Raw genomic sequence first — 16,654 nt, forward strand, 5'->3', positions numbered from 1 at the left:
CCGCCCGTGGGACGGGGGGGAGCGGGGCCTCGCGCTAGCCGGTGGCGTAGGCGCGCAGGGGCGCGGACTCCTCGGTCAGGGGGGTCTCGCCGCGCTTGTGCTTCCCCTTGTCCTCCTCCTCGATGCCCACCAGCACCAGCACGAAGGTGGTGCCGCGTCCGGGCACGCTGCGCACGTCGATCTGCCCGCCCATGGACTGGACGATGGTGTGGCAGATGGACAGGCCCAGCCCCGTGCCCACGCCCACGGGCTTGGTGGTGAAGAAGGGATCGAAGATGCGCTCGAGCACCTCCTGGCTCATCCCCTTGCCGTTGTCCTCCACCTCCACCACCACGCGCCGCGGCGCTTCCATCCGGGTGATGACGCGGATGCGGTTGCTCTCCGCGCGGGCCTCGGGGAACGCCTGCATCGCGTTCACCATCAGGTTCACCAACACCTGACCCAGGCGTGAGGCGTTGCCCAGCACCAGGGGCACCGGCTCGAGCACCTGCTCCAACTGGGCGTTGTAGCGCTGCAACTCGTTGCGCACCAGGCGCACCGTGCTTTCGATCACCCGGTGCACGTCGATGGGCCCCTGGTGCTCCTCGTCCCCGCGCGCGAAGGACTTCAAGTCCTGGACGATGGAGCGCACGCGGGCGGCGCCCTCCTGGGTCTCCACCAGCACCTCGCGCAGCTCGGGCAACAGCTCCTGGGAGAACGTGTCCTCGGAGAGCTGCTCGCCCAGATAGGAGATGTTGGCGCAGACGTAGGACAGCGGGTTGTTGATTTCATGCGCCACGCTGGCCGCCAGCGTCCCCATGGACGTCATCCGGTCCGCCAGACGCAGCTGCGTCTCCAGGCGCTTGCGCTCGGTGAGATCCCGCAGGACGGACACCAGGGAGGGCTGACCGTCGGCGCCGGGGAAGACGGCCCGCCGGGTGAGGACGGTGCGGCTCATCCCGGTGCTGTCGATGAAGCTCTGCTCGCTCTCGCCGGGCTGGCCCGAGGCGAAGCTCTGCTCGTCCTGCTCCCAGGCGCTCTGCTCCTGGTACTCGGGCATGACGTCGATGCTGCGCTGGCCCAACAACTCCGACGCGGGGCGGCCCACCAGCCGGCACAGGGCGCTGTTGACCACGAGCACGCGGTGGTGGCGATCCTTGACGAAGATGGGATCCGGCACGGCCTCGAGCGTGTTGCGCAGGAAGTCGCGCGTGCGCTCCAGCTCGGCCTGGGCCCGGATGCGCTCCAGCTCCGCGCCCGCGCGGGTCGCGAACGCGCCCAGCAGGGAGAAGTCCAGCTCGCCCGCGTCGAGCAGTTGATCATGCAGGATGGCGAGCACCCCGATGACCTCGCCCCGCGAGCTGCGCAGGGCCGCGCCCAGGTAGCCGCGCAGGCCGAGGTCCGTGAGCATCAGGTCCTCGGGGAAGTACCGGCTCACGTCGTCCGCGTAGTGGCAGATGGAGTGGAGGACGGCGTTGTGACAGGGCGTGCCGCTGAGCGGATAGGTCACCGTGTTCTGGAAGGCCCCGCGGCTCCAGAAGGCGAGTGTGCGGATGGAGTCCTGCTCCGGCAGCATCTCGCCCACCATGGCGCAGGTGACGCGGAAGGCCTCGGCGAGCTGCTTCACCAGGGTGCGGAAGAAGTCGTGGCCGAGGTCGGCCGTGGTGGCCGACAGCAGCGTCTGCAGGGCCCGCTCGGGGGGAACGCGCGAGGGCGGCGGCCCGCCCACCGGAGCGCCCTCTCGCGTGGGGATGCGCAGGTGCCGCACGTGCGTGAGCAGGTTGGGGGCCCACAGCTCTCCCGTCGGAGAGATGCACTCGCTGGCACCCGCGAGGATCAACTCCGACTGCTCACTCACGTCGCGGCGCGTCAGCACGAAGAGCCAGGAGCGGGACAGCGCGCACACGGAGGCGAGCTGCCGGCAGGTGCTGACCGCCTGCTCCAGCGGCCCTCCGTCCTCCCAGAGCAGCACCAGGCCCGGCGGGAACACCTGGGGGAGCGAGGGTTTACCAGGTGACAGTCGGCGGCACTCGAGGGCGAGTCCCTCCGCGTGAAACGCCCGCTCCAACTCGTCACTGACCGGCTCTGGGAGGCCCAGGAGGGTTGCGTGCATGGAATGCGTCATCCAGAACTCCACGCCCTCCAGGTACTATACAGGTCCAGCCTGGGGCGACCCTCAGCCTACCTTACGGGCGAGAGACACGGCAGGGGGCTCGGCTTTGCTCGGGCGCTCGGCGAGCCACCGGTCCCTCTCCCAGCTGAACCACTTCGCGTCACTCTCGGCCAGCACGGGATCCAGGAAGTAGGCCACGTCCAGCCGGGGGCCGGGCTTGCCGTGCTTTCCATTCCACTCGAGGACTCCCCAGCGCAGCAACGGACTGTGAATCTGGTGATCCCACGGGTACGCCGCATGCCACTGCAGCTCGGCCGGAGGGGTCTCCTGGCGCAGGCGTCCCTCCTGCTGAGCGTTCTTGTACTCGGCGAACGCCTTGGCGTCCCGCTCGGCGGTCTTCTCCTCCACGAAGTAGGCGACGTCGCGGCGCGGAGGCAGGGCGGATGGACCGCCACACTTCTCCACCACGCCGCTGCACTCCACGACGATCCAGCTAATCATGGGCTTTCCGATCTTGTGATCCCACTCCAAGGCGACGTAGGGCACGGGAGTCTCCCAGCAAGCTTGTGTTCCGGTTGGTAATTCTAGGTCTTGAATCACTGCAATGAAAAGGCTCACGGAAGAGCGTTTTTTCCGGGAAAGGCGAGGAGCTCTCGGGAGGCCTTCCCAACCTGATTTGTTGGACGGGCATGGACGCGAAAAACACCCCAACAGGAAGGGTGGGGGATGACCCTTCCTTGTCGGTGATGACCCGCTGGGAGCGCTGGCGGCGGGCGCGACGCATGGAAGCACGCTCCTCGGAGCTGGGATCTCGCACGGGAGTCTGGGATTGCCACACCGGGCGTACGGTGGAGGGGCGTCACCCGGCGGCGGAGGCAAGGGCGGAGCGCGGCTGGCCGGGTGTCCGTGACCACCCAGGTCAGACGTCGCCCGCACGGATTGCAGCAAAGGCACACATCGTGTGCGGTTTCGAGCACTTCGGCCACGTTGGGCGCGGCTGCCCCACGCGCCCCTTCAGTGCGCGACCTCGGACGGGCCCGAGACCTCCTCGGGTGAGGGCGTGGCGGGCGGCGGCTCCTGCGCCTCGCGGCAGAACGCGAGCTGCTTCTGGATGACGTCCAGGGGAACGGCCATCTCCAGGCCGAACGAGTCCCCGGCGGGGCGCACCTTGGCGAAGTCCAGCAGCTGCGCGAGCTCGGTGTCGTCCTCCGCCTGGGCCTTCATCCGCGCGAGCGACAGCGCTCCTCCGAGCGACTTGCCCAGGTCGGTCACCAGCGCCGCGTCCGCGCCCTTCACCTGCGCCGTCATCGCGAAGCCCGAGCTGGCGTCCACGTGCAGCTCCACGTTCTGCGCCGCCGCGGCGAGCCTGTCCGCCAGCTCCTTCTGCTCCGGGGGGAAGAGCTTGCGCAGCTGCTCCACGGAGATCACCCCATACATCTCGCCATAGGTGTTGTTCTCGGAGAGCACCGGCGGCTCGTCCGGCCCCCGTCCCTCCACCCGGTCGATGATGTCCTTGATGCCATTCAGGCCATCCGGTTTGAAACCAAACATCAACATCTGATCATTCCAGGCGCCCACCGACAATCCCTGGCGCTGGGCCACGCCGCCATCGGGCAGCGGGCGGGATCGGCCAAGCTCGAAGAGGCTCGCTCCGTCTCCGTAGGCCATCGAGCCATCGCGGGCGAGCAACTCCTTGAGGCGGGGATCGCCGAAGTTCCCCGAGACGATCAACCCATCATCCGTGATGACCAGACGATCCAGATCCTTCAAGGGATCCACGCCCGTTGTCTGTTTGAAGCGCTCCAACTCCTTGCCGCCGCGGTTCGTCAGACACTCCAGCAGCAGCTCTCCGATGGGCGAGTAGCGGAGGGCATTGGCCTCGATGACCACCGCCGTCTTTCCCGCCCCCCGGGGCAGCGCCGCCAGCAGCGGATCCCTCGGCTTCACCGGCGCGCTCGCCGTGCCCGGTGCCAGCGCCACCCCGGCGTCCTGGGGCATCACGTACGTGCGGCGGCGCTCCACGCGCTCGCGCTCCTGGGGCCGCAGCCTGCGCGGGAACTCCACCTTCGGCGCGGCGGGGGCCTCGTCCTCTCCCTGACCGGACAACATCAACCACGCGGCCAGGATGAACAGCCCTCCCGCCAGGGCGAGCCACACTCCACGTTGGCGCTTCATTCAGTAATCCTTCCCCTCGAACCACCAGAAACCCAGGGCCAACACGCCCAGGCCGAACACGAACACTCCCGCGAGCAGCATCGTCAGCGAGTCCACCGTCAGGGGCACCGAGGCCGCCAGCTCCATGCTCGCGCTGGCCAGCGCCGACAGGCGCGGCAGCACCAACGTCACCCCCCGGAAGACAGCGCGCATGGGCCCCTCCTCGATGAAGGGCGCGATGTTCGCGCGGTAGCCCGCCACCACCCCGAGCACCAGCGTGAGCCCGCCCATCGCCGCGCACAACGCCGGGCTGCGCACCAGCGTCGCCGTCGTCAGCATCACCGCGTACACCGCCGCGAAGCTCACACACGCGAGCAGGGCGGCGATGAGCGGCCCCGCCGTCCAGTAGCCCGTCTTCACCCCGAAGATGAGCACCAGCCCCAGCGAGCCGTACACCGAGCCGGCCAGCGCGAGCGTCATCACCCCGAGGAAGGTGCCCGCGAGCAGATGCCAGCGGCGCAGGGGCAGGGCGAGCAGATGCTCGACGCGGCCCGGTGACAGCAGGCTGGGCGCGAAGTCCGAGCACGCCACGATGCCAAACAGGATGCCTCCGTAGAAGACGAGGCTCGCGGCCGCCATGAACACGGGCCGCAGGGCCACGTCCACCGCGACGATGTCCCGCGACACCATCTTGCCGAACAGCCGCGAGGCCGCCAGCGCCCCATCCACCACCTCGATGCGCAGGCTCAGCGCCACCGTCACCAGCACTCCGGTGACCCCCAGCAGGAAGGCGAGGATGAACTTGCGCGAGGCCGCCTCGCGCAACACGTAGCCCGCGATGCCCACCACGCCCCTCATGCCGCCACCTCCATGGCCGAGGCCAACACCGTCTCCAAGTCTTGCGCGTCGCGCTTGAGTTCCACCAGCAGCGCCCCCGCGGCGCGCGCCTTGTCCAACGCCGCGTTCAGCCCCGCCGCGTCCGCCGCCTCCACGGCATACCGCCCCTCGGGCCCCGTCGCCGTGAAGCCCGCGCGCGTGAGCGCCTCGGCGTCCGCGCCCGGCTCGAAGCGCGCCAGCCACCGGCTCTGGCTCGACGCCAGCTCCCCGAGCCGTCCCTCGCGCAGCACCTGGCCCCGGGCGAGGATCGCCACCCGATCGCACACCCGCTCGGTCTCCGCGAGCAGGTGCGAGTTGAGAAAGAGCGTGGTGCCGCGCCGCACCTCCTCCTGGAGCAGCCGCCGCACCTCCACCCGGCCCAGGGGATCGATGCCGTCGGTGGGCTCGTCGAGGATGAGCAGCTCGGGCTCGCCCAGGAGCGCCGCCGCGAGCCCCAGCCGCTGGCGCATGCCCTTGGAGTAGCCGCCAATGCGCCGCTCCAGCGCGTCCCCGAGCCCCACGCGCTCGAGCAGGCGCGGGATTCCGGCCCGCTCCGGCGCCAGCCCCTTGAGCCGTGCCACGGTGGCGAGGAACGCCCGCGGCTTCCACGAGCCGGGCAGGTGCAGGCGCTCGGGCAGGTAGCCGATGCGCGCGCGGATGCGGGGATCCTCCGGCGAGCCCCCTAGCACCCGCACCGTGCCCGCCGTGGGCTGCACGATGCCCAGGATGCTCTTGATGAACGTCGTCTTCCCCGCGCCATTCGGTCCGATCAACCCGAACGCACTGCCCGCGGGGACACGCAGCTCCACGCCCCGGAGCGCCTCATGACCCGGGCGGAACGCACGCCGGTAGGTCTTCCGCAATCCCACGACTTCGATGGCCGTCACGAGGGAACTCTACGCTGGAGTCCACGCGGCATTTCCGCACGAGCGTCCATGGGGCGGGCGGGCCGCCGGGCCCCTGTCTGGCGGGTGGGAAACCGGGCGCGCATGAATTGCGCACCCTGGAAACTCCGGTTCGCACTTTATTTCGGGGTGACCCTGACTCTCCGTCCTACCACCCCCCGTGTTTTCGGGGTGTTGCGCGCCGAGGGGGTATGGCGCGCAGTGTGCAGCGTTCCGACCTCCAGGAGGAACCATGACCATGTTCACGAGCGATTGGATGGAGCAGGAACTGCGCGCGGCCCGCCGGGAGCTGGCCTCGGCCGAGCGGGAGCTGCGGGCCAACACCGAGGCGGCCCGGACGCGCTATGCCCGCGCGCTCCACGAGGCGGACCTCGCCGAGCGCCGCGCCGCGCGCCAGGCCCGGGAGCACGGGCAACCGGGGATTGGCTGGCGCCTGGCCGCTGTCTAGCCAGCCCGAGCAGGGCCGCCTCAAGGACAATTCTTTTCGCGGGCCGCCGTCGGTTTATACCGTCGCTCCATGGCCTTTCCGATCCATCGCCCCCGGCGGCTGCGCCGTACCGCGGCCCTTCGAGAGATGGTGCGCGAGACGACGCTCGCGCCCTCCAACTTCATCTACCCGCTCTTCGTCGTGGAAGGGCGGGACGTGCGCCGGCCCGTCGGTTCCATGCCGGGCATCTACAACCTGTCGCTGGAGCATGCGCTCGCCGAGGCCCGTCAGGCCTACGCGCTGGGCGTCAAGTCGGTGATCCTCTTCGGCATCCCCGACCACAAGGACGCCCGCGGCACGCAGGCCTACGCGCGCGAGGGCATCGTCCAGCGCGCCGTGCGCGAGCTCAAGAGCGCCCTGCCGGAGCTGATCGTCATCGTGGACGTGTGCCTGTGCGAGTACACGGACCATGGCCACTGTGGCGTCATCGAGGGCGGCCATGTCGTCAACGACGACACGCTGCCCCTGCTCGCGCAGATGGCCGTCACGTGCGCCCAGGCGGGCGCGGACATCATCGCCCCCTCGGACATGATGGATGGGCGCGTGGCCGCCATCCGCTCGGCGCTCGACGAGGTGCGCCTCACCGAGGTGCCCATCATGGCCTACTCGGCCAAGTACGCCTCGGGCTTCTACGGGCCCTTCCGCGAGGCCGCCCAGAGCACGCCCCAGTTCGGTGATCGCCGCGGCTACCAGATGGATCCCGGCAACGTGCGCGAGGCCCTGCGCGAGGTGGACCTGGACCTGGAGGAGGGCGCGGACATGGTCATGGTCAAGCCCGCGCTGTCCTACCTGGACATCATCCGCGTGGTGCGCGAGCACGTGGACGTGCCCGTGGTGGCCTACAACGTGTCCGGCGAGTACGCCATGGTGAAGGCCGCCGCCCAGAACGGCTGGGTCGACGGGGATCGGCTGATGCTGGAGATTCTCACCTCCATCAAGCGCGCCGGCGCCGAGCAGATCATCACCTACCACGCGCTCGAGGCGTCGAAGTTGCTCGGCTGACGTCCCACGTGGAACCGCGCTCACGGGGGGCTTGCGTTCACCCCCCCACCTGAGGGCAAAGATCCGGAAATTGGCCATGGCCCCCCGCAAGAAGAAACGGCCCCCGTCCCGCAAGGCGGCACCCCCCCCGGCACCCCGGCGCACCTCGCGCGCGGGCAAGCGTCCCGGGGCCGCGCGTGCCGCCGTTGCCCCCGCCCCCGTGCGTCCCCTGCAGTACAAGGTCGTCGAGCTGTCCACGGTCGACGAGGGCACGCTGGAGCGCACCGTGAATGAGTGGAGCGCCCAGGGCTGGAACCTGGATGGCGTGCAGTTCGCCATGCGCGAGTCCTCCAAGCGGCCCGCCATGGCGTTCGTCTTCTTCACCCGCGAGGGGGCGCCGGCGGCGCATGACGTGGAGGCCGCGCGCGGCCGCCTGCGCGAGATGGCCGAGACGGGCTCGCCCTCCGCGCGGCTGGTGGCCTCGCCGGACTTCACCGGCAACGCCGCCGCGTCCTCCTCCGAGTATGTCTACTCGCGGCCCCCGGGCATGGTGAGCGCGCACGAGCGGCTCGCGCAGCTGGCGGGCCTGGACGAGCCGGAGCGCCCCGAGCGGGGCCTCATCCTGGAGCCCGACGAGTGAGTGCTGCCCCGGAGTTGTACGCCGCCTCGCGCCGGCATGGCCTGCGCGTGGTGGACGAGAAGGAGGCCGCCGGCTCGCCCTATCCCAAGGCCTCGCTGTGGCTGCGGCTGGGCGCGCGCCTGGTGGACGTGCTCGTGGCCTGGGGCTTCCACGTCGTGGGCGGCGGGGCGGGCAACGTGCTGGCGCTGCTCTTCCTGCTGCTGGCCGACGGCATGCTCCAGGGCCAGAGCGTGGGCAAGCGCATCTTCGGCGTGAAGGTCATGCACCTGCCCACGCGCTCGGCCGCGCGCCACCGCGACAGCACCTTGCGCAACGCGCCCCTGGCCCTCATCGTCCTGCTCGGGATGATGCCCGAGCCCCTGGGCCGCGTGGCCTTCCTCGCCGGGCTCGTCGTCATCGGCGGCGTGGAGGCCCTGCGCGTGGTGAGGGATCCCCTGGGCTGGAGGCTCGGAGACACCTGGGCCCAGACCCAGGTGGTGGACGGCAAGGTCGTCGCCGGGGCCACCACCGCCGTTCGTTCGCCCGTGACGCCCGCGCGCGTCCCGGGCCGTTTCCTGTCCGCGGCCCGGGTGCGTCGGGGCCGCTCATTGCAGAAGTCCACAAGGGGAAAGCCGTGCGCATCGCGCTGACGTACAACCTCAAGCTGTCCGACTCGGAAGAAGAGGCGGAGTTCGACTCCCTGGAGACGGTGAACACGCTGGCCGCGGCCATCGAGCGGCTCGGCCACCGGCTGGAGCGCTTCGAGGTGAGTGGACCCGCCTCGCGCACCGTGGCCCGCCTGGAGGCCTACAGCCCGGATCTCATCTTCAACATCGCCGAGGGCCGCCGGGGCCGCTTCCGCGAGGCCTTCTATCCCGCGCTCTTCGAGGAGCTGGGCTTCGCCTACACGGGCTCGGACGCCTACGCGCTGGCCATCACCCTGGACAAGCAGCTCACCAAGCTGGTGCTCAGCAAGCACGGCATCCGCACCCCGGGCTGGCAGTTCGTCGAGCACCTCAACGAGCTCAAGGTCGAGGAGCTGCGCTTCCCCGTCATCATCAAGCCCAACTTCGAGGGCTCCTCCAAGGGCATCACCCAGGACTCGGTGGCCGAGACCGTCGAGGAGGCCCGGACGAAGGTGGCCCACGCGCTCTCGCGCTACCCCAATGGCGTGCTGGTGGAGGAGTTCATCCGCGGCAGCGACATCACCGTGCCGTACCTGGCGGCGGTGCAGAACGACCATGACGGCGTGCTCAGCCCGGTGTCCTACGACATCGATCCGGCCGCCATCGCCGGGCGCAAGTACGACATCTATGACTACGAGCTGAAGACGAAGCGCGAGAGCGCCGTCAAGGTGCGCGCCCCGGCCCAGCTCCCGGCGAAGATCGTCGAGGAGCTGCGCGCGGTGTCCAAGAAGATCATCGCCGTGCTCGACTGCCGGGATTTGGGGCGCATCGACTTCCGGTTGAGCGACGCGGGCGTGCCCTACTTCCTGGAGCTCAACGCGCTGCCGAGCCTGGAGCAGGGCGCGGGCATCTACGCCTCCGCGGCGCTGGAGGGGGTGCACCTGGACGGCGTCGTCAACGCCATCATCCAGAGCGCGGCGCGGCGCTACAAGATCAAGGACGGCCGGCGCCAGGGCAAGCCCGCGCGCAAGACGGGCCCCCTGCGCGTGGGGTTCACCTACAACGTCAAGCGCGTGAAGCCCACGGCGGACCCGGTGGCCACCGAGGACAGCGAGGCCGAGTACGACTCGCCCACCACGCTGCAGGCCATCCGCGAGGCGATTGCCTCGTGGGGCCACGAGGTGGTGGACCTGGAGGCCACGGCGGAGCTGCCCAGCGTGCTCGCGAGCACCCCGCTGGACATCGTGTTCAACATCGCCGAGGGCTTCAAGGGCCGCAACCGCGAGAGCCAGGTGCCCGCGATGCTGGAGCTGTTGGACATCCCCTACACGGGCAGCGATCCGGCCACGCTCTCCATCGCGCTGGACAAGGCGCTGGCGAAGAAGATCGTCCGTCAGGCGGGCATCCACACGCCCAACTTCCAGCTCATGCACACGGGCAAGGAGCGACTCAACAAGGACTTCACCAGCTTCCCGCTGATCGTGAAGCCCGTGGCCGAGGGCTCCTCCAAGGGCGTGGTGAGCAAGAGCGTGTGCGGCAACGAGGCGGAGCTGCGCGAGGTGGTCAAGGAGATCGTGACCAAGTACCAGCAGCCCGCGCTCATCGAGGAGTACATCGGCGGACGCGAGTTCACCGTGGGCCTGCTCGGCGAGCGGCGCCCGCGCGTGCTGCCGCCCATGGAGATCGTCTTCCTGGACAAGGCGGAGAAGAACCCCATCTACAGCTTCCAGCACAAGCTGGATTGGAACGATCGCATCCGCTACGACGCGCCGGCGAAGCTGGAGCCCGCGCTGCTGGAGAAGCTGCGCGCGGCGGCACGTGGCTCGTTCATGGCGCTGGGGTGCCGGGACGTGGCGCGCATCGACTTCCGCATGGACGACAAGGGCCGGCTGTACTTCATCGAGTGCAACCCGCTGCCGGGCCTGACGCCGGGGTGGAGCGACCTGGTGCTCATCGCCCAGGGAGCGGGCATGGACTACCGGGGGCTCATCGGGGAGATCATGGCCCCGGCCATCCGCCGCTACAAGGAACGCGAGGCGCGGCGCGCTGCGGACGAGAGCGCGCTGATGAAGCTGGCGATGGAGAAGGCCGCCCAGGAAAAGGCCTCCCCGTCCGAGGACAAGTCCAATGGGAGCGGGAGTGGGGGAGGGGGCTCCTCCAGTGAGGTGTCGCCCCGTATGGAGATGAAGGCCTGAGCGCCTCCGTCAGCGGGTTCTCTTCCCGCCGCCTCCACTGAAAGTTACCCGCCAACGCGAGCCGCGTCCTCTGCTGCCAGGGGGGCGCAGTTTGCATTTGGAGACCAACTCGGGCTCCCTGGTACCAAAGGCTGGAGTGACTTTCGTCGCGGCGGTCGTGGGAAGCGCAGGTACTGCTCTGGTCCTCGTGCCAGCCATCCTGATGGTGTCATCTGAGACTCCTTTGGTTCCCCATCTCGCGCAGGTGAAGCCATGACGTCCCGGCGCTCTCGGCACGATCTGTACGACACACAAGAAGCGATTGGGAAACAATGGAGCGAGCATCCAGCTCCTGAACATAGACAACTTTTGGGTCTGGCAAGAGATGCGCTCCTCTTCGTCTACGTGACTGGCCAACTGCATCACTTCGAGGAGTTTCGCAAGGGCCTCGTGACTGGCTCTCGCCCGCCACCCGACACCTTCGAACCACGTCGGAGTGACTTCACGGGTCTTGAGGAGCGACTGAATCACACGAGGGAGTTCCTCACGAAGCTTCGCGACGAGGCCGACCCCACCAGGGAGAAGGAAGTGCTCTTGGTTGTTGTGGACATCCTCCAATTCATCTCCTCGACCGGTCAGCACCCGTCATTCAGTGAGTACCTCGAACACCTCAAGGCGGATGCGCCTCCGTATGCCATTGCCTCGTTCGTGACGAAGGAGGAGGCGGAAGCCTGGCTAAGACATCATCCCAATCCTCCTGATTTCGCCCATGTGCTGGTCGCGAACACCTATCACGACGTGGTGTATGACCGCGAAGCGAACTTCCGTCGCCTCCTGCGCTCTCGCATGCTCGAGTACCACCTCGCTGGGCTGAAGCGGAGGGCACTACCCGCCGCCGTCGCGTCCTTCGTCACTCTCGAGGAAGCAGAGGCATGGTTGAAGGCACAACCCGAGCCCGCCAGATGGGCGTGGGTGTCCATCGCGGGTGAGCCCTACCTCGCGGTGTATCACCCCAACATCAACCACCGAGCTCTCTACCCGCTCTCCATGTCCGAGGGGTACGAGGTGGGGCCTGACGAACCAGAGAATTAGGACTCCGCCTCACGCGGACTTTCAGCGGAAGCTGGCTATTGCTGCCTCATGGACCCCGGGATCGCCACATTCCAGGGAGCGGGATTGATGGGGATTAGCGTCGGAATGCCCTCATCCACCAACCGGGCATGTTCCTTCCAGTTTTTATCTTCCAGGGGAGGTCTTCGCCACCAGTCGTGACCATGGCTGCTGTAATTGAAAGGGATCACTACAAGAGCGGCGGCTGAAAGAACCTTCATGCTCGGACGGAGAGAGGTGACTCCGAGGATGAGGATCCAGATCGCATAGGTCTTCGCCGCGAACAGGTATCTGTCACCATGGACAGGCAAATCAAAATGGTTCGCCATGCTGCCTGGCATGTACTTCACCCACGTTGCCCCCATGATCGCTCCGCAAAACAAGAGCATCCCGATTGCGAGTCTTCTGTCTCGACCCTCGAGCGCCGCAACGGCGACAAGGGCGCCGAAAGCCACGGTCAGGGCGATGGTGATGTGGCTGTCACTTCGCCAGCCGTGAGCCAACATCCCGAACCATCGGTCGAGAAGAGCAATCGCCACATACAAAGGCGCTCGCGTCTCGGATGAGGATGCGTGATCCTTGAGGATCATGTACAGCTGAACGGCGCCAGCACTCATTCCAAGCAAGGAAACCCACAGGCCGTGTCTGTCTCGCCGCCAGAAGAGCCGGTAGAGGAAGAGCGGACAGGCAAGTGCCGAGAATGGACCGCTGAGTCCGCTGAACAGAATGTACGCGCGTTGATTGAGTTGGGAGAGGTATCCCTTCGGGCTTTCCGTCAAAACGATGACTGGGATGACGGTGGAGAGAATCCACTGCACATTGGTGATGGTTCCAAACACCTCTCCGCTATGCGGCGCTACGAACAAGGTAAGAGCGAACACTGGCGCGAGTGATGCCCTCGTGAGGCTGAGAGTGAGGGCTGCCCACGCGGCCATGAGCATGGCCGCTGCCAGATAGAGGGTGGGTGCGATTGCCGCCGAGAACAAGCTGGCGAGCGCGGAAACACAGCGCGGAACCAGATGAAGATAGCCAGCATAGGGGATGAAGATCGCTGAGTGGCCGATATTCATCTGCTGTTCAAAGAATATGGTCCCATCCTCCGCCCAGAATTGGGGATTGCTGAACAATCCAGGCAGTCGCAGATACAGGATGAAGACGCTTATCGCCGAAACAATCAAGGCAACCGTCAGCTGATTGGCCAGAATGAAGTGGCTCGAAATCGCGGAGGTACCCCGCAGATTCTGGACGTCCTCCATCTGTGAAAGCGCTTTGGGGTCTTTCATGTCTCTGGGGGGCGAAGGTGGGGTGCCAGGTACGGAGGGGTTGTCGAGCGAGACCTGTCCCGAAGGGCGCCTGATGCTGACGCGGCACGGGACGTTGCCCCGGAATGAAGCGCGAGGTGGTGCGCTCCATTCCGGGCGCCTGCTACTCGCGCACGAGCTGTTGCCGCGAGAGGATGTCCTCGACGAAGGACAGCTTCAGTTGGCGCGCGCTCTCCAACCTGTCGGCGATCGGCGCGGGGTAGAGCCGGGCACAGTTCGCGTCTCCCCCGTTCGAGTAATACTGGCGTGCGCACGCCACGCCTTCCATCCGCTCGTCGCGCTGGTTCCGGTAGTACTTCAGGGAGAAGTCATTCGCGACGCCGATGAAGCAGCCGATCCAGAGGACCACCAGGGCCGCCCTCCGGGCTCTTGCCCACGGTTCCAGGACACTCCACCAGGTGGCCGCGGCGAGTGGAACGAGGAGGAAGGCGATTTCCGTATAGCGAGAGCTCTTGGCGCTGCCGACACCAAACCCGGCACGTCCGATCGTGATGGTCGCCAGTGCTCCACCCACGGCGGCGATCATCGCCACCAGAATCCACTGCGCGGAGGTCAATCGCAGGCGCGAGCGCAGCAGCAACCAGCCCAGCGGCACGATCACCGCGAGCAGGCAGAGCGCTCCCACCCACTCGCTCTGCTGCTCGAAGCCAAAACCGAGCCCCACCAGGTTGACGAGGTACACCCAGAAGTTGAGCTGGTGTGGGAACGTGAATTCCGGATGACCGTTCAGGTGCCGTTGCCCGAGGGCCGCCGCCCCGATTCCCACGACGGCGATCAGACCGGCCGCCCCGAGCTGGGCCAGCTCGCGCAGCTTCGCGGAGGTCTCCTGTGCACGCAAGGCGCGCAGGGCCTTGAAGCCCACGAACACCCCCGTCGCCGCGACACCCGCCGTGATGCCACTGGAGAACGAATAGGCCCCCACCACCAGGAGCAGGGCGCCAGAGATCAGCCATCCGCTTCGTTGCTGCTCGTCGAACAGCATCAAGACGCCGAGGCAGAGCATCAGCAGTGGGAAGTGGAACTGGAACTGGAAGCCCCAGAGGTGATTCTCGTGGTTGAGGGGCGTCTGCAGGAACAGCAGGAACGCCATCACCGCCACCACGGGCAGGTCCGGCACCGTCCGGCGCATCACCCGCGCCAGCGCGAGCAGCAGCAGCCCGAAGAAGAGGAAGTTGAAGACGATCAGCCCGACGTGGTTCCAGCCCGACAACCGGAAGAAGATCCAGTGGACGAGCTTGGTCGTCACGATCCGGTGCTCGTTGTGACGCGCGAAGAGCCAGTCGAGCGAGAGGTGATTCGAGGGGAAGGCCTCGGGCCGCAGCATTTCCCATTCATCCCAGTACGGGATGTCGACGGCGAAATGCCAGACGGTGGCGAGGTGCGCGAGAAACACCCCGACCGAGGCGGCGATGGCCAGTCTAGGCCGCGTCCACATGAGGAATGCCCCGTTTTGCCGAGCCAGGAGCCGCGCTCTTGGACGTATGGCTCATCTTCTCGCGACGGTAGTCCCCGCGCGACAGCCACTTCTCGATGAGGCAGTACAGGACGATGAAGAGATAGCGCGAGCCCATCTCCTTGATCTTCAGCTTGGAGACGCCCGTCTTGCGGTTGATCCAGTCGTTGGGCACCACGGCGTACGAGAAGCCGCGCACGATGGCCTTGAGCGGCAACTCCACCGTCAGGTTGAAGTGGTGGCTGAGGAGCGGCTGGAGCCCCTGGATCACCTCGCGCCGGTACAGTTTGAAGGCGTTGGTGGTGTCGTTGTAGCTCAGGGTGAACAGCACCTGGATGAACGCGTTGGCCACCCGGTTGAGCATCAGCTTCGGAAACGGGTAGTCCACCACCTGGGCGCCGCGCGCGAAGCGCGACCCGAAGACGCAGTCCACGCGCTTCTCTTCCATGGTGCGCCAGTAGCGCACGAGGTCCTCCGGGCGATCGGAGGCGTCGGCCATGTAGACCGCCACCGCGTCACCCGAGAAGGACTCCAGCCCCCTGCGCACCGCGAAGCCGAACCCGTGCGGCGGCGTGTTGTTGACGTAGCGCACGCCCTTCAGCTCCTGGCTGAGCCGGGCGAGGATCGGCTCGGTTTGATCCTTCGAGTTGTCGTTGACGACGAGCACCTCGTACTCGATGCGCTCCGCCGTCAGCTTCTCCACCAGCGCCCGGACGGTGGACTCGATGCAGCCCTCTTCGTTGTGGGCGGGGATGACGACGGAGAGCTTCATGACACCCTCTTCACGCGCTCGGCGGTGGCTTCGACGATTTCCTTGAGGATGGTGCGCTGGTCGTAGCGGTACTTCCACTCGGGGTAGTCCTGCTGGAAGCGCCGCACGTCGCTGACCCACCAGATGTGGTCGCCGGCACGCGCATCCGGGGACAGGGTGTACTGCAGGCGCTTGCCGCTGAGCTGCTCCACGGTGTCGATCGCCTCGAGCATCGAGCAGTTGCTGTGGCGCGAGCCACCGATGTTGTAGACGGCGCCGGCGCGCGGCTTCTGGAAGAAGTGCCAGAAGGCATTCACCAGATCGTACGAGTGGATGTTGTCGCGGACCTGCTTCCCCTTGTAGCCGAAGATCGTGTAGGCCTTGCCGGTCAGCGCGCACTTGACGAGGTAGGCCAGGAAGCCGTGCAGCTCCGCGCCCGAGTGGGCCGGGCCGGTGAGGCAGCCGCCGCGGAAGGTGCCCGTCTTCACTCCGAAGTAGCGCCCATACTCCTGCACCATCACGTCGGCGGCCACCTTGCTGGCGCCGAAGACGCTGTGCTTGGACTGATCGATGGACATCGACTCGTCGATGCCGTGCGGGGCGTACGCGTGGGAGGGATCGCACTCCCAGCGCGTCTCGCGCTCGACGAGCGGCAGATAGTTGGGCGTGTCACCGTAGACCTTGTTGGTCGAGGTGAAGATGAAGGCCGCGTCGGGGGCGTGGCGGCGGGTGGCCTCCAGCATCACCAGCGTGCCCTGGGCGTTCACCGAGAAATCCGTGAACGGCTCGCGCGCGGCCCAGTCGTGGCTCGGCTGCGCGGCGGCGTGGACCACGAGCGAGATGCGGCCCTTGTACTCCTCGAAGAGCTTGAAGATGGTCTCCTGCTCACGGATGTCCGCCGTCACATGGCGGAAGTTCTTCAGGCTCTGCTTGAGCACCGCCGTATTCCATTCGGTCGAGCCATCCTCGCCGAAGAAATACTTGCGCATGTTGTTGTCGATACCGACGACTTCCAGCCCCTTCTCGTGCAGGAAGCGGACGGTTTCACTGCCAATCAGGCCGGACGAGCCGGTGACGATCGCGACGGACATTCTGGGTTCCTCG

Annotated in this window: 15 protein-coding genes; 6 read left to right on the top strand and 9 right to left on the bottom strand. The window is 67.2% G+C overall.

Going from position 1 to position 16,654, the window contains the following annotated elements; translation table 11 throughout:
• Window positions 1-34: 34 nt before the first annotated feature.
• The 5 genes from F0U63_RS18800 to F0U63_RS18820 form a co-directional block, all read right to left on the bottom strand.
• Window positions 35-2,092, bottom strand: a complete 2,058-nt coding sequence (locus F0U63_RS18800; protein WP_395847302.1) for an ATP-binding protein — start codon at window positions 2,090-2,092, stop codon at window positions 35-37.
• A gap of 63 nt (window positions 2,093-2,155) precedes the next feature.
• A complete protein-coding gene (locus tag F0U63_RS18805; RefSeq protein ID WP_395847303.1) occupies window positions 2,156-2,593 on the bottom strand; it encodes a hypothetical protein in 438 nt (145 codons plus the stop codon).
• 513 nt (window positions 2,594-3,106) lie between these two features.
• Complete coding sequence (locus F0U63_RS18810; RefSeq protein WP_395847304.1) at window positions 3,107-4,267, bottom strand: hypothetical protein; 1,161 nt, start codon at window positions 4,265-4,267, stop codon at window positions 3,107-3,109.
• Window positions 4,268-5,104: a hypothetical protein gene (locus F0U63_RS18815; RefSeq protein WP_395847305.1), complete on the bottom strand. Its 837-nt coding sequence runs from the start codon at window positions 5,102-5,104 to the stop codon at window positions 4,268-4,270.
• Window positions 5,101-6,009, bottom strand: coding sequence for an ABC transporter ATP-binding protein (locus F0U63_RS18820; protein ID WP_395847306.1), 909 nt, complete (start codon window positions 6,007-6,009; stop codon window positions 5,101-5,103). Before F0U63_RS18820 ends, F0U63_RS18815 begins: the two co-directional genes overlap by 4 nt.
• Before the next feature lie 250 nt (window positions 6,010-6,259).
• Here F0U63_RS18820 and F0U63_RS18825 point away from each other — a divergent pair, with 250 nt between their 5' ends.
• From F0U63_RS18825 to F0U63_RS18850, 6 genes are all read left to right on the top strand, one after another.
• Window positions 6,260-6,475, top strand: coding sequence for a hypothetical protein (locus F0U63_RS18825; protein WP_395847307.1), 216 nt, complete (start codon window positions 6,260-6,262; stop codon window positions 6,473-6,475).
• Between the two features lie 69 nt (window positions 6,476-6,544).
• Window positions 6,545-7,516 carry a porphobilinogen synthase gene (hemB, locus tag F0U63_RS18830; protein ID WP_395847308.1) on the top strand — a complete coding sequence of 324 codons (972 nt, stop codon included), beginning with the start codon at window positions 6,545-6,547 and terminating at the stop codon, window positions 7,514-7,516.
• Between the two features lie 76 nt (window positions 7,517-7,592).
• Window positions 7,593-8,135, top strand: coding sequence for a hypothetical protein (locus F0U63_RS18835; protein ID WP_395847309.1), 543 nt, complete (start codon window positions 7,593-7,595; stop codon window positions 8,133-8,135).
• Complete coding sequence (locus tag F0U63_RS18840; RefSeq protein WP_395847310.1) at window positions 8,132-8,764, top strand: RDD family protein; 633 nt, start codon at window positions 8,132-8,134, stop codon at window positions 8,762-8,764. The genes F0U63_RS18835 and F0U63_RS18840 overlap by 4 nt, the downstream gene beginning before the upstream one ends.
• On the top strand, window positions 8,749-10,935 hold the full coding sequence (locus tag F0U63_RS18845; RefSeq protein ID WP_395847311.1) for an ATP-grasp domain-containing protein: 2,187 nt from the start codon (window positions 8,749-8,751) through the stop codon (window positions 10,933-10,935). Before F0U63_RS18840 ends, F0U63_RS18845 begins: the two co-directional genes overlap by 16 nt.
• 252 nt (window positions 10,936-11,187) lie before the next feature.
• Entirely contained in the window at window positions 11,188-12,006 is an 819-nt protein-coding gene (locus F0U63_RS18850) for a hypothetical protein (RefSeq protein ID WP_395847312.1), read from the top strand.
• A 35-nt stretch (window positions 12,007-12,041) separates the two neighbouring features.
• Here F0U63_RS18850 and F0U63_RS18855 read toward each other — a convergent pair whose 3' ends face one another.
• The 4 genes from F0U63_RS18855 to F0U63_RS18870 all read right to left on the bottom strand — a co-directional run bounded on the left by F0U63_RS18855 (window position 12,042) and on the right by F0U63_RS18870 (window position 16,641).
• Window positions 12,042-13,307 (bottom strand): hypothetical protein, encoded by a 1,266-nt coding sequence (locus F0U63_RS18855; protein ID WP_395847313.1) that lies wholly within the window; start codon window positions 13,305-13,307, stop codon window positions 12,042-12,044.
• Window positions 13,308-13,449: 142 nt separating this feature from the next.
• Window positions 13,450-14,781 carry a hypothetical protein gene (locus tag F0U63_RS18860; RefSeq protein WP_395847314.1) on the bottom strand — a complete coding sequence of 444 codons (1,332 nt, stop codon included), beginning with the start codon at window positions 14,779-14,781 and terminating at the stop codon, window positions 13,450-13,452.
• Window positions 14,765-15,571: a glycosyltransferase family 2 protein gene (locus F0U63_RS18865; protein ID WP_395847315.1), complete on the bottom strand. Its 807-nt coding sequence runs from the start codon at window positions 15,569-15,571 to the stop codon at window positions 14,765-14,767. Before F0U63_RS18865 ends, F0U63_RS18860 begins: the two co-directional genes overlap by 17 nt.
• Complete coding sequence (locus F0U63_RS18870; RefSeq protein ID WP_395847316.1) at window positions 15,568-16,641, bottom strand: NAD-dependent epimerase/dehydratase family protein; 1,074 nt, start codon at window positions 16,639-16,641, stop codon at window positions 15,568-15,570. Before F0U63_RS18870 ends, F0U63_RS18865 begins: the two co-directional genes overlap by 4 nt.
• Window positions 16,642-16,654: the final 13 nt, after the last annotated feature.

The sequence above is a fragment of the Cystobacter fuscus genome, assembly GCF_044360685.1.
GTDB classification, from domain to species: domain Bacteria; phylum Myxococcota; class Myxococcia; order Myxococcales; family Myxococcaceae; genus Cystobacter; species Cystobacter fuscus_C.